Genomic DNA, 12,432 nt, shown 5'->3' on the forward strand with positions numbered 1-12,432 from the left:
AGATACTGATATGCTGCGACTTGTAAAACAAAAGCCAGACTTTAACTTCTGTGCTGCCCTCGCTCCAGCAGGCGTATCAAAACAGAGGATGCCACCAGACCGGCAGCAACAGCCCATATCAATACAGTAACACCTACACCCACTCCCTCAAAGCCGCCTTTCTCAAACCAGTTCCATGCAAGTAAAAGACCAATGGTTATAAACAGAAGTATCCAGAATATCCATTTGTTGGTAGCAGAAGCTTTTGTGAAGGCCGAAGCTGGTTTGTTTAAGCGCATGATCAGCAGAAATAACACAAGCGTTCCTACCACATCAAAGGTACGCTCTGCTACAATAAGTGGCCGGGTTCTTAGCGATCCTATGGTGACTACCTCTGTGAAGGCCGTGTTGCCTAAAGGCCCTTTGAACGGATGTGTAGACCAATCGAGCAGAAAGTGACTGGCAATACCCAGTAACATAGAGAAAACGAACACCAGCCAGTGTTTGCCCAGGTAGGCAAGAAAAGAAGTCTGGGCGTAGCCGCTCAGCCGATGGTCATAAGGCTGGGGCAGGTTGCGGATCAGGGGCCGCTTTACCAGCAGGTGAAAAATAAGCGCAACGATCAGCGCAAGGGGCAAATCGAACAGCAGTGCTCCCCACAGGGTTTCTCCCAGGCTGGGGCTGGGGTACTGCTTTAAAAAATATTCATAGTCGGGTGCCATACTGCCCACCACAAGCCCGGTGGTGGAAAACCAGTCTTTTTTTATCCACTTTAAAGGTAGGGCTCCCGCAGGATGTGCTAAGGTAAAAGGCATAATTGCCAACAAAAATTTATTTTAGCGAGTAAACTAGATAGTACTTACGGTTGAATAGTTTTTTTATGGAAGAAAATCAGAAATTTTTATACAAGTATCTTAATAATCCTTCGCCCACCGGTTTTGAGAGTTCAGGACAGGAAATCTGGCTCGATTACATTAAGCCCTACGTAGACAGCTGGTTTACGGATACCTACGGCACGGCTGTGGGGGTGATTAATCCTGATGCGAAATTTAAGGTTGTGATAGAGGCTCATGCCGATGAAATAAGCTGGTTTGTAAATTACATTACTGAGCAGGGCTACATTTATGTGAAAAGGAACGGTGGCTCCGATTTTACCATTGCGCCCTCCAAGCGGGTTAACCTGCACACACGTAAAGGAATGGTGAAGGGTGTTTTTGGCTGGCCGGCCATACATGTGCGCAAAAAAGAGGGAGAGCCCTCGCCTAACCAGGAAAACACTTTTATTGATGTAGGTGCCAGTAGTCGGGAGGAGGTAGAAAACATGGGCATCCATGTAGGTACGGTAATCACTTTTGATGATGAACTGCTGGAACTGAATGATAAATACTACTGCGGCCGTGCACTTGATAACCGCATTGGTGGCTATATGATCGCAGAAGTTGCCCGCCGGCTGCACGAAGAAGGCTTTCGCCCCGATTTTGGCCTGTATGTAGTGAATGCCGTACAGGAAGAGGTAGGCTTGCGCGGTGCCGAAATGATTGCCCACCGCATCAGGCCAAATGTTGCTTTGGTTACTGATGTTACTCATGATACAACATCTCCGGGCTATAATAAGATAGTGAGCGGCGATCTGCAGTGTGGCAAGGGACCAGTACTTACATATGGGCCGGCCATTCAATATAAGCTGCAGCAAATGATCATAGATGTGGCTCAGCGAGCCGAAGTGCCCTTTCAGCGGGCGGCGGCCAGCCGCGCCACCGGTACCGATACAGATGCCTTTGCCTACTCCAGCGAAGGCGTGGCCTCTGCCCTGATTTCACTGCCCCTCAAATACATGCACACAACCGTAGAGGTGGTGCATAAGGAGGATGTGGAGAACATCATTCGCCTGATGGCAGAGTTCCTGAAGGAAATACCTGCTAACCACGATTTCCGCTACATCCAGGAGGCTAAGAAGCTCTAATGGATAAAATGTGTTTAAGGATAGCAGAGATGAAAATTGAGGCCGCAAAGGCTGGTGATAGCAGTCTTCTGACGGAGCTGGCTATGGCCTCGAAAGCCTACTGGAATTATACACCGCAACAACTTAACGAATGGAAAGACGAGCTTACTGTTACTGAACAATATATTGCTGAAAGGCACGTGTATAAGTGCATCTGTGGTAGTAAGATCGTAGGCTTTTATGCCCTAAGTGGTTTGGTTGGCAGCATTATATCTCTTGATTTTCTGTTTGTGCTGCCAGACTACATTGGTTGCGGCCTTGGCAGCTTACTGGCTGAGCATGCCATCGAAATGAGTAAGCAGTTGTTGGCTGAAGCAATTATGCTGGATGCTGATCCGAATGCAACAGCATTTTACGAGAAGCTTGGGTTTGAAGTGCTGGGCCAAAAGGAAAGCACAATTCCGGGCCGGTATTTGCCAGTGATGAGAAAAATGCTGAGCTAACGAAGCAGAGGCGTTTAAACAACTGCAGCAGCTTTCAGCCTGGATGCTTCATTGTGCAAAGCACCAGGATTATTACTGGATTGTAGCGCAGATGCCGTAAATGAACGATAAATTTAGAGACTTCTAATGAATAGAAAATCCACCACCTTCACCGACCAGATGGGCCGGCAAATTACAGTAGAATGGCCTCCCCGGAGAATCATTTCACTGGTGCCCTCCCAAACAGAGCTGCTCTATACCCTGGAACTGGAGGAGCAGGTGGTGGGGCTTACCAAATTCTGCCTGTACCCGGAGCACTGGCGAAAGCAAAAAAAGGTGATAGGGGGTACTAAAACACCTCAGCTGGATAGGATAAAGGCCTTGCAGCCTGATCTGATTATTGGCAATAAAGAAGAAAATGAACAGGAATCCATAGAGGTACTGGCCCGGGAGTTTCCGGTCTGGATGAGCGACATCTACAATCTGGAGGATGCGCTGCAAATGATGCGAATGCTGGGAGGGCTTACCAACAGGAATGAAGAAGCAGAAAAGCTGGTAGCAACCATTGTAAAAGCGTTTGCCGGACTGCCTCTTGCTTCTCCTGTTTCTGTGCTATACCTCATCTGGCAAAACCCCTGGATGGGAGTGGGTAACACCACCTTTGTGCACAACATGCTGGAGCTCTGTGGTTTCAGAAATGTGCTGGAAGATAGTGCCCGTTACCCCCGGCTAAGTGATGAAGCGCTGCAGCAGCTAAATCCCGAGGTGGTGCTGTTGTCATCAGAACCATACCCCTTTAAAGAAAAGCATATGGCTGCCCTGCAGGAGCTTTTGCCAAAATCAAAGTTGCTGCTGGTAGATGGTGAAATGTTCAGCTGGTACGGCAGCCGCCTGCTGCAAGCCCCACAGTATTTTCGTGAGGTGCAGGAGAGGATAGTTGTGAGGGAGTGATTTAGTGAGGGAGTGAGTAAGAAGCCACTGCACGATATTAACAGCTGATGCAAGAAATACCCGCTCATTCACTCACTCCCACAGTCCATCATTCACTCATGCCCGCACAACACCGAACCCAGCCCGCTCAATCTGCTCCCAGAAGCGGGGGAAGGATTTGTTTACTACTTCGGGATGTTCAAGGGTAACTTCCATTTTGGTGGCTAGGGGCGCAAAGGCCATGGCCATGCGGTGGTCGTCGTAGGTGTTGATAAAAACCTGCTTGGGAAGGGCTTTGGAAGGAGTTAATATCCAGGCACCGTTGCCTTCTTTTTCTTCCAGCAGGGTGGCGCCTATTTTGCCCAGCTCGTTCTGCAGCGCAGCAATGCGGTCGGTTTCTTTAATGCGCAGGCTGTGCAGGCCGGTAAAGCGACCGCTAACACCTTTTGCCGCACAACAAACGGCTATGGTTTGGGCAAGGTCAGGGCAGTCGTCAAAATCCTGCTCAACAGTGGGTTGGGCTTCTGTTTTAAACAGGTGTACACCATTGCCTTCCCAGCGGGTACCTACACCCAGCTTCTCCATTATTTCGATTACACGCTTATCGCCCTGCAGGGAGTGCTGGCGCAGATCGGGAAGAAAGATTTCTGCCTGATCTGCCAGGGCTACCAGGCTAAACCAATAGCTGGCACCCGACCAGTCGCCCTCAATGCTGTACTCATTGGGGGTGTAGCCGCCGGGGGCTATTTCAATGGTATTGCCCTCCCACTGCCAGCGGGCGCCAAAGTGCTCCATCAGGTCGAGGGTCATTTGTATGTAGGGGCGGCTGCTGATAGCGCCTACCAGCTCCAGCTTCAGGCCTTTGGGTAAGCTGGGGGCAATCATGAGCAGGGCAGAGATAAACTGGCTGCTGATGTCGCTGCGAATACTTAGACGCTCCGTTTGCTGCTGAAAATTTTTTTCGATCTTCAGGGGAGGATAACCTTCTTTTACCGCATAGCTGATAGGGGCACCTAATTGCTGCAGGGCATTTACCAGTGGCCCGATGGGGCGCTCCAGCATGCGGGGCGTACCGGTAAGCAGGGCTTCGCGGCCGCTGGCGGCGCAGTAGGCTGCCAGAAAACGCATGGTGGTGCCGGCATCCAGCACATCCAGCTCATGTGCGTCGCTGTTCAGCAGGCGCTGCATGGTTTGGGTATCGCGTGCTTCGGAAAGGTTGTGCAGGCTGGGTCTGGGTTTGCAAAGAGCCTGGATAATAAGCGCCCGGTTGCTCTCGCTTTTAGAGGCAGGAAGTTGTATGGTAACCGGTGGCAGTGTTGCCTTAGGATATATGGATAGGGAGGCTGCGGACATGATAAATGATTTTCCTGTTAAAATTCAAAACAATTTCTTAAAATTGGCCGTATTCTAAAGTTGAATCAAGATTCTACTTCTATTTTAAATTAGCTAATACAATTTTTTTTATTCTAAAACCTCAAATCTCCTATGGGCAACTCAGGAAAATTTATGGCCTTTTTGGCCGGTGCAGCTGCTGGTGCAGCAATTGGTCTTTTAATGGCTCCAGACAAAGGTGATGTAACCCGCGAAAAACTTTCCCGTCAGGCAGATGATCTGCTAAGCGATCTGGAAGACCAGTGGGAGCAATCATATGCTAAAATCCGTGACCTTGCGAATAACGCATTAGAAGAAGCTGAAAGGCTTAGCGAGCAGGCGCAGCAAAAAGTGGATGATAACGCTTAATACTTAATAAATCTGGGCTGGCACTACTGCCAGCCTTTTTTTATGTACCACGCTAAGGCCTGCCGGGCCTCTGCCTGCTGAACAGCAATGTTATACACCGATTCTCCCGGGGCCTTCAGTAAGCTAAAAAGCACCTGCTTTCCTTCGTTTTTCTTATCCTGCTCCAGCCTGCCCAGTATGGCAGGTATATCTTCTGGCTTAGCCATTGTTTCGGGCCATACACTGCTGATGTAGCGGGCAATTTCCTTTAAACTCTCTTCAGAAAGGCCGCACTTTTGTGCCGAAAGCCATGCCTCGCAAATCATGCCTGCTGCAATAGCCTCACCGTGCAATAAGCGCTGCTCAGCGCTGCCCTCCAGCCGGTAGCTTTCCAGGGCATGGCCAAGGGTATGGCCAAAGTTCAGGATCTTGCGCAGTCCTTTTTCTGTAGGGTCCTGCAGCACCACATCTCCTTTTACACCAATGCTGTGGCTGATGATGTTTTGCCAGTCCAGCTCCTGCCACTGCTCCTGCTCCAGTAGCTTTTGCCAGTAGCCGGCATCGGCAATCAGTGCATGCTTCACTACCTCTGCGTAGCCGGAACGTAGCTCCCTTGGTGAAAGGGTTTTCAGAAAAACAGGATCTGCCAGTACAGCCTCGGGCTCGCCAAAAAGGCCAATGTGGTTTTTATATCCTTCAAAATCTACGCCCAGCTTGCCGCCCACGCTGGCATCTACCTGCGAGAGCAGCGTTGTAGGAATATTAATAAAGCGAACCCCGCGTTTGTAGGTGGCTGCACAAAAACCACCCATATCGGTAATAACGCCACCGCCCAGGTTAATCACCAGCGCCTGCCTGTCGAGGCCGGCGCTGGTCATCTGGCTCCAGATGCTGCTGCAGGTCTGGAGGGTTTTATGCTCCTCACCGGCAGGCACGCTAAAATGCAGGTGTTCTGCTGGTAAAATACTACTGATAAGCGGGTAGCAATGCGCTGCAGTATTCTCATCAGTGAGCACAAAGAGCTTGCTGAAAGAGGTGTTTTGCAGTACTTGTTCCAGGCTTTGCCCGATTGGCGCTATCAGCACATGCTTGGGAATGGCCATTAGTCCTTGTTCATGATCTTGGTTTGCCTGCGAATAGATCCCTGGTGGATCAGCATGTACAAATCACGGATAAAAGATTTTTTCAGGTTAAGGTGCTTGCCCCACTTCTGGCGGCTTTCCAGGATCTCCTGCCAGCGATCCAGGTCCAGCACTGTAAGGTTGTGAGCACGTTTATATTCGCCAATCTGGTCTACCAGCTGCATACGGCGGTGCAGGGCTTCCAGAATTTCGCGGTCGGCCACATCTATACCATGACGGATCTCCTCCAGCTTATTGCGGAACTCGGGGTGCTCGCTGGCAGCTTCGGGATAACGCAGGCTTCTTAAAATATCGTGCAGCATGGCAGGGTTCACCTGCTGCTTGGCATCGCTCCAGGCATTTACGGGGTCGGGATGTGTTTCTATAATAAGGCCATCATAGTTCAGGTCAAGGGCAATCTGGGAGATTTCCTGGATCATGTTCCTGTCGCCGGAAATGTGGCTGGGGTCGCAGATGAGTGGCAGGTCAGGCATTTCGCGCTTCAGCTCAATAGCCATATGCCAGGCAGGCACGTTACGGAAGCGGCTTTCGCCAAAGAAGCTAAAGCCGCGGTGAATGGCACCCAGATTTTTGATGTTGCGGTTTGCCAGGCGCTCCAGTGCACCAAACCAGAGGGCCAGCTCGGGGTTGATCGGGTTTTTAACCAGTATTGGCTTATCAGTACCTGTGAGTGCCTCGGCAATTTCCTGAACGGTAAAAGGGTTTACGGTAGAGCGGGCACCAATCCATAATACATCAATATCATGCTTAAGGGCCAGCTCTACGTGCTGTGGGTTACCAACTTCTATGGCAAAGGCTACATCTAGTTCTTTGCGGATATCATCCATCCAGAACAGGGCCTCTTCGCCAACGCCCTCAAAGTTATTGGGGCGGGTCCGGGGTTTCCATACTCCGGCACGTACCAGTCTAATACCCTGATCGCGTACAGCCTTGGCTGTGGTGTACAACTGATCGTAAGTTTCGGCGCTGCAGGGGCCTGCAATAACAAGGGGCTGCCTGCCCCATTGACTCATCCATTCTTTCATTTGGCAAAAATACAGAATTATTTATATGTTAGATGCAGGAATTGATGCAAAGAATTTGGCGGTAGCAGATGCCAAAGCCCGTGATGTTGCCGTAATAGCCTGCATTGTGAATTCAAACGTTTTCAGGGCGCAGGTAATTTTTTGGATTTTCTTTTCGGGCGCCGCCGGATTCTTATCAATGCAGTGGCCCACAGGCTTAAAACTACAAATGCCATCCCATCCTTTAGGGGTCACGCCTCATACCAACAGATTTATAGTCTCTCAAAGTCCATCACAGTTCTTCTGTAGTACATTGTCTGTTGTCTCTCATCTATTATCTATCTTCTCCCTTCTAACATCCCCATAAACTATCGCCTTTTGATAGAAATAATTAGCTTTGCGTAGATCTTAATCTATTGCTGATGGAACTGAAAAAAACTGCTTTACACGATAAACATGTGGCCCTGGGTGCTAAAATGGTGCCTTTTGCAGGTTATAATATGCCTGTACGTTACACCTCCGATATTGAGGAGCACAAAACCGTGCGCGAGGGAGTGGGAGTATTTGATGTGTCGCATATGGGTGAGTTTATGGTGCGCGGACCCCAGGCAGAGCTGCTTATTCAGCTGGTCACCACCAACGACATCAGTAAATTAAAAACAGGGCAGGCGCAGTACAGCTGCATGACCAATCTGGAGGGCGGCATTATAGACGACCTGATCGTATACAAGCTTGCAGAGGAGGAGTACATGCTGGTGGTAAATGCCTCCAACATCGAAAAAGACTGGAACTGGATCAGCCAGTATGCCAAAGGCGAGGTAATGCTGGATAATGTATCAGACAAAATATCGCTTTTTGCAGTACAGGGACCAAAAGCTATAGAAGCCCTGCAATCACTTACGCCTGTAAAGCTTGCCGATATCCCTTTTTATCATTTTGTGAAGGGTGAATTTGCAGGTGTTCCGGATGTAATTATATCCGGCACTGGCTATACCGGCTCCGGCGGATTTGAGCTTTATGTGCCAAACCAGCATGCCGAGCAGGTGTGGGATAAGATTTTTAAAGCAGGCCAGCCCTACAACATAAAGCCTATAGGCTTAGGTGCGCGTGATACGCTGCGCCTGGAGATGGGTTACTGCCTGTATGGGAATGATATTGACGATACCACCTCACCCCTGGAGGCTCGCCTGGGCTGGATCACCAAATTCAGCAAGGAATTTAATAATTCTGAAAACCTGCGCAGACAAAAAGAAACCGGTGTTGAGCGTCAGTTAAGTGGCTTTAGAATGATAGACCGCGGCATACCCCGCCAGGGCTATGAGCTGGTAGATGCCGATGGAAATAAAATTGGTACTGTTACCAGTGGCACCATGTCGCCCTCGCTGAGCCAGGGCATTGGTATGGGCTATCTGAAAAAAGAATTTACCCAGCCGGGATCCGAAATTTTTGTAGATATTCGCGGCCGCAGGCTTAAGGCAGAGGTGGTGAAGATGCCTTTTTACCAGGCCTAAGCCAGCAGTAAATAAAAGCGGTGTAAACCAACAGATATGGATAATCGACAGATAGATGTTTGTTTGAGCCCCGAGCTGATCAATTTATATGATCTGAAGGGACAGATAGTGGTGGTGATTGATATTCTGCGTGCTACCTCCTGCATGGTAACAGCACTGGCAGAGGGCGTGGAGAGCATCAGGCCGGTAGCTACCCTGGATGAGTGCCAGCAGCTGGGCAAAAGGGGCTACCTTACTGCAGCCGAACGGGGTGGCGAGCAGGTGGCTGGCTTTGATCTTGGCAATTCGCCGCGAGCCTACCTGGAAGGCGCTTACGCCGGAAAAAAAGTGGCTGTAACCACCACCAATGGTACGCTGGCTATTACACGCTCGGCACCTTTTGCCAAGCAGGTGCTGATTGGTGCCTTTTTAAACCTCTCTGCCCTGGCCGGCTACCTGCGCCAGCAGCCCGAAGATGTGGTGCTGCTTTGTGCCGGCTGGAAGGGCAAGGTTAACATGGAAGATACACTGTTTGCCGGTGCGCTGGTGAGCATGCTCAGAGATACCCATGAGCCCTGCTGCGACTCACCCCTGGCTTCCATGACGCTCTACGAAACTGTAAAGAACCAGCTGTTCGACTACCTGATGCAGGCCTCCCATGCCCGCAGGCTTAGCAAGTTTGGGGTAGAAGATGATATTCGTTTCTCCCTGGAGAAAGATGTGTACCAGGTAATTCCCGTGCTGAAAGGCGATGAGCTGGTAATGCTGGAAAGCGTAGCACATTAAAAGCATAAAGCCGGTGATAAGCCGGCTTTTTTATTGCTCCAGGGTGGCATCCAGCTTTTGCAGCATATCGTCATAGGCAGAGATCAGGTAAGATTCCTGGCCAACCAGTTCGGCCATTGTGAACTGTAGCAGCACCAGGGTTTGTGCCGCCCGCTCCTGCTGGTGTGTTTCTCTTTCAAATATCAGGCTAATAAGCCTGTCAGCGGTATTGCTAACACCTAGTTTTTGTGCATCATAGGTCTCCGAGAGTGAGTTAGCAAGAGGTACCTCAATATTTTGAAGAATACCGGTACTTTTAGCGGTTTCCCAGGCGGTGCTGCGAACAAGGTTGGGGATAAGGGTTCCTTCAAATAGCCTGTTAAGCTGAAACTGATGATTTACTACCAGGCTATCGTAGGCCTCGGTTCTTCCCCTGTACTCTTCAATCTTTTTTAGGGCCACCCGGTGGTTCTGGTGCCAGTTCCTGACTATTTTCTGATTTTCACGCAGTTCCTCCCGAATGCTTATCAGCGCCTGCTTTGTTCTTTCGTCTTCTTTGTTTTGCGACATGTACTCGTTGAGTGCCAATGCCAGCAACACACTAAAAACGATGAGCAGAGATTCGATGCCCAGCTTGATCCAAAATGACTTACCGAATTTCATATGGTGCCGTTTTAAGCGAATATAGGATTATCCCAAAAATAAAAAAGCCATGCAGCTTATCACTACATGGCTTTTGATCTATCAAAACACCTGTTATTAATGCTTGAAAGCAAGCTCGCCAGAGGCAGTTGCGGCCGCACGTTCTTTAGCTTTGCTGCTTGCTTTGTAGGTATCTATGGCTACAAAGTAGTTAGGGTCTTCCAGTACGTTTACCTCGCAGATCTTCTCTGCACGCCTGATCAGGCGCACACAATCGGCGCTAAGGTGGCGCAGGTGCAGGGTTTTGCCGGCACGCAGGTACTTTTCATCCAGTTTGTTGATGGCTTCAATAGCCGACTGGTCTGCAATGCGAGAATCCTTAAAGTCGATGATTACTTCTTCCGGGTCGTTTGCCACATCGAATTTGGACATGAACAGCTGCGTGGAGCCAAAGAAAAGTGGTCCGAAAATCTCGTAGTGTTTAATGCCTTTTTCATCTACAAACTTGCGGGCGCGGATGCGCAGTGCATTTTCCCAGGCAAACACCAGTGCAGATACAATAACGCCTGCCACTACAGCAATGGCCAGATCAAAAATTACGGTTAAACCAGTTACCAGCACAATTACAATGGTATCGGTAGCTGGTATTTTGTTCCATACTTTAAAGGTACCCCAGGAGAAGGTGCCAATCACCACCATAAACATAACGCCTACCAGTGCGGCAATGGGTACCATTTCTATGTATTCGGCACCAAAAAGGATAAAGGCCAGCAGGGCCAGCGATGCCACCACGCCAGAAAGGCGGTTGCGTGCCCCACCCTTGATGTTGATGATGCTCTGGCCAATCATGGCGCAGCCACCCATACCACCAAAGAAACCATTAACAATGTTTGCAGCACCCTGGGCAATACTTTCCTGGTTGCCGCTGCCGCGGGTTTCTGTAATCTCGTCAATGAGGTTGAGCGTCATCAGGGATTCTATGAGGCCAATAGCGGCCAGAATTGCAGCGTACGGAAGGATGAACAGGAGTGTATCCAGGGTAAAAGGAATGCTGGGTACAGCAAAAGTTGGCAAACCTGCACTAATGCCGGTGCCGCCCCTTTCCACGATAAAGCTTTTTACCGTTGCAGTTTCAAAGCCACCAAAGATGGCAATAAGCGAAACAACAATAATGGCAGTAAGTGCAGCCGGTACTTTTTTTGTAAGCTTAGGCAGGAAGAACATAATAGCCATGGTGAGCGCTACCAGTGCCAGCATATAGTAAAGTGTAGTGCCTGTTAACCACTCGCCACCAGTTTTAAACATGCCCAGCTGCGATAGGAAAATGACAATGGCCAAACCATTTACAAAGCCCATCATTACCGGGTGGGGCACCATACGGATAAACTTGCCCAGTTTTAGCAGGCCTGCGCCTGCCTGTATAAGGCCTGTAAGCAGCAGCGTGGCAAATAAAAATTGCAGTCCCATACCTTCGCCCAGCTGGTTACCCTCACTTACCAGGCTTACCATTACCACGGCCATGGCGCCGGTGGCACCGGAGATCATACCCGGGCGGCCACCAAGAAGGGAGGTGATAAGGCCCATCATAAAGGCACCATACAAACCTACAATTGGCGATACGCCAGCCACAAAGGCAAAGGCAACAGCCTCTGGTACCAGTGCAAGGGCAACGGTAAGGCCTGAGAATATTTCGTCCTTAAGCGTACCCTGGCTTTTGTCAAATAAAGTATACTTCACGATTTGTACTATCTATTAACCTGATTCTGGAAATGAACCGGCAAAGATAGAGAATAATTCAATCGTGAACATCCGCTGGTGCAGAAGCAGATTTTGTACTGTAACGTTTGCGGTTTTATGTTACTTAATAAAAACCTGATTATTTAGAATAGCATCAGGGTTACATTATTTTTGGCAGAATAATATTATGTATGATAATGGTCGGGTAAAACTTACGCAATCGTTGGATTGTAGCTACTGCTTTAACTTATCGTTATTCTTGTGTCGCTCACTGTCGCGCAGGGTCTTTTTCTCTATGTTTTTCTGCAGGGCCTGGGTTAGGTCAACGCCGGTCTGGTTGGCCAGGCACATGAGCACCCAGAGCACATCGGCCATTTCATCGCCCAGATCGCGGTTTTTGTCACTTTCCTTAAAGCTCTGCTCACCATAGGTACGGGCCATTAGGCGGGCCAGCTCGCCCACTTCTTCCATAAGAATGGCTGTGTTGGTAAGTTCGTTGAAATAACGAACGCCGGTGGTGCGGATCCACGCATCTACCTGTTCCTGTGCTTCTTTGATCGTCATGCTTACAAGGTATTGCCTGCAGACTGTTTTTGCAAG

Annotated in this window: 13 protein-coding genes; 6 read left to right on the forward strand and 7 right to left on the reverse strand. The window is 49.4% G+C overall.

The features are described 5' to 3' along the window. Positions 1–41: 41 nt before the first annotated feature. Positions 42–794 (reverse strand): DUF4184 family protein, encoded by a 753-nt coding sequence (locus KWJ01_RS22280; protein WP_224999336.1) that lies wholly within the window; start codon positions 792–794, stop codon positions 42–44. A 65-nt stretch (positions 795–859) separates the two neighbouring features. Here KWJ01_RS22280 and KWJ01_RS22285 point away from each other — a divergent pair, with 65 nt between their 5' ends. The 3 genes from KWJ01_RS22285 to KWJ01_RS22295 all read left to right on the forward strand — a co-directional run bounded on the left by KWJ01_RS22285 (position 860) and on the right by KWJ01_RS22295 (position 3,354). Then, positions 860–1,942: a M42 family metallopeptidase gene (locus KWJ01_RS22285; protein ID WP_224999337.1), complete on the forward strand. Its 1,083-nt coding sequence runs from the start codon at positions 860–862 to the stop codon at positions 1,940–1,942. A gap of 29 nt (positions 1,943–1,971) precedes the next feature. Further along, entirely contained in the window at positions 1,972–2,424 is a 453-nt protein-coding gene (locus KWJ01_RS22290; protein WP_224999338.1) for a GNAT family N-acetyltransferase, read from the forward strand. Between the two features lie 126 nt (positions 2,425–2,550). Continuing rightward, on the forward strand, positions 2,551–3,354 hold the full coding sequence (locus tag KWJ01_RS22295) for an ABC transporter substrate-binding protein (protein WP_224999339.1): 804 nt from the start codon (positions 2,551–2,553) through the stop codon (positions 3,352–3,354). Between the two features lie 96 nt (positions 3,355–3,450). Here KWJ01_RS22295 and KWJ01_RS22300 read toward each other — a convergent pair whose 3' ends face one another. Further along, on the reverse strand, positions 3,451–4,686 hold the full coding sequence (locus KWJ01_RS22300; RefSeq protein WP_224999340.1) for a 3-phosphoshikimate 1-carboxyvinyltransferase: 1,236 nt from the start codon (positions 4,684–4,686) through the stop codon (positions 3,451–3,453). Positions 4,687–4,818: 132 nt separating this feature from the next. Here KWJ01_RS22300 and KWJ01_RS22305 point away from each other — a divergent pair, with 132 nt between their 5' ends. Continuing rightward, the gene (locus KWJ01_RS22305; protein WP_224999341.1) at positions 4,819–5,073 is read left to right on the forward strand and encodes a YtxH domain-containing protein; all 255 of its coding nucleotides are present in this window, start codon (positions 4,819–4,821) and stop codon (positions 5,071–5,073) included. Positions 5,074–5,096: 23 nt separating this feature from the next. On the opposite strand, the gene aroB is transcribed toward KWJ01_RS22305, so the two are convergent. After that, positions 5,097–6,155 carry a 3-dehydroquinate synthase gene (aroB, locus tag KWJ01_RS22310; protein WP_224999342.1) on the reverse strand — a complete coding sequence of 353 codons (1,059 nt, stop codon included), beginning with the start codon at positions 6,153–6,155 and terminating at the stop codon, positions 5,097–5,099. Beyond that, the gene (locus KWJ01_RS22315) at positions 6,155–7,219 is read right to left on the reverse strand and encodes a bifunctional 3-deoxy-7-phosphoheptulonate synthase/chorismate mutase type II (RefSeq protein WP_224999343.1); all 1,065 of its coding nucleotides are present in this window, start codon (positions 7,217–7,219) and stop codon (positions 6,155–6,157) included. Before KWJ01_RS22315 ends, aroB begins: the two co-directional genes overlap by 1 nt. Before the next feature lie 401 nt (positions 7,220–7,620). Here KWJ01_RS22315 and gcvT point away from each other — a divergent pair, with 401 nt between their 5' ends. After that, positions 7,621–8,709 (forward strand): glycine cleavage system aminomethyltransferase GcvT, encoded by a 1,089-nt coding sequence (gene gcvT / locus KWJ01_RS22320; RefSeq protein WP_224999344.1) that lies wholly within the window; start codon positions 7,621–7,623, stop codon positions 8,707–8,709. 36 nt (positions 8,710–8,745) lie between these two features. Next, entirely contained in the window at positions 8,746–9,474 is a 729-nt protein-coding gene (locus KWJ01_RS22325) for a 2-phosphosulfolactate phosphatase (RefSeq protein ID WP_224999345.1), read from the forward strand. 30 nt (positions 9,475–9,504) lie between these two features. Here the strand turns inward: KWJ01_RS22325 and KWJ01_RS22330 are convergent, their stop codons facing one another. From KWJ01_RS22330 to KWJ01_RS22340, 3 genes are all read right to left on the reverse strand, one after another. After that, a complete protein-coding gene (locus KWJ01_RS22330; protein ID WP_224999346.1) occupies positions 9,505–10,116 on the reverse strand; it encodes a hypothetical protein in 612 nt (203 codons plus the stop codon). A gap of 96 nt (positions 10,117–10,212) precedes the next feature. Then, positions 10,213–11,832: a SulP family inorganic anion transporter gene (locus KWJ01_RS22335; RefSeq protein WP_224999347.1), complete on the reverse strand. Its 1,620-nt coding sequence runs from the start codon at positions 11,830–11,832 to the stop codon at positions 10,213–10,215. Positions 11,833–12,066: 234 nt separating this feature from the next. Next, positions 12,067–12,396 (reverse strand): nucleotide pyrophosphohydrolase, encoded by a 330-nt coding sequence (locus KWJ01_RS22340; protein WP_224999348.1) that lies wholly within the window; start codon positions 12,394–12,396, stop codon positions 12,067–12,069. Positions 12,397–12,432: the final 36 nt, after the last annotated feature.

The sequence above is a fragment of the Cesiribacter sp. SM1 genome (assembly GCF_020178975.1).
In the GTDB taxonomy this organism is placed as follows: domain Bacteria; phylum Bacteroidota; class Bacteroidia; order Cytophagales; family Cyclobacteriaceae; genus Cesiribacter.

Coding starts and splice junctions, on each gene's coding strand:
- KWJ01_RS22325 (WP_224999345.1), top strand. CDS start 8,746: ATGGATAATCGACAGATAGATGTTTGTTTGAGCCCCGAGCTGATCAAT.
- KWJ01_RS22290 (WP_224999338.1), top strand. CDS start 1,972: ATGAAAATTGAGGCCGCAAAGGCTGGTGATAGCAGTCTTCTGACGGAG.
- KWJ01_RS22305 (WP_224999341.1), top strand. CDS start 4,819: ATGGGCAACTCAGGAAAATTTATGGCCTTTTTGGCCGGTGCAGCTGCT.
- KWJ01_RS22300 (WP_224999340.1), bottom strand. CDS start 4,686: ATGTCCGCAGCCTCCCTATCCATATATCCTAAGGCAACACTGCCACCG.
- gcvT (WP_224999344.1), top strand. CDS start 7,621: ATGGAACTGAAAAAAACTGCTTTACACGATAAACATGTGGCCCTGGGT.
- KWJ01_RS22315 (WP_224999343.1), bottom strand. CDS start 7,219: ATGAAAGAATGGATGAGTCAATGGGGCAGGCAGCCCCTTGTTATTGCA.
- KWJ01_RS22340 (WP_224999348.1), bottom strand. CDS start 12,396: ATGACGATCAAAGAAGCACAGGAACAGGTAGATGCGTGGATCCGCACC.
- KWJ01_RS22295 (WP_224999339.1), top strand. CDS start 2,551: ATGAATAGAAAATCCACCACCTTCACCGACCAGATGGGCCGGCAAATT.
- KWJ01_RS22330 (WP_224999346.1), bottom strand. CDS start 10,116: ATGAAATTCGGTAAGTCATTTTGGATCAAGCTGGGCATCGAATCTCTG.
- aroB (WP_224999342.1), bottom strand. CDS start 6,155: ATGGCCATTCCCAAGCATGTGCTGATAGCGCCAATCGGGCAAAGCCTG.
- KWJ01_RS22285 (WP_224999337.1), top strand. CDS start 860: ATGGAAGAAAATCAGAAATTTTTATACAAGTATCTTAATAATCCTTCG.
- KWJ01_RS22280 (WP_224999336.1), bottom strand. CDS start 794: ATGCCTTTTACCTTAGCACATCCTGCGGGAGCCCTACCTTTAAAGTGG.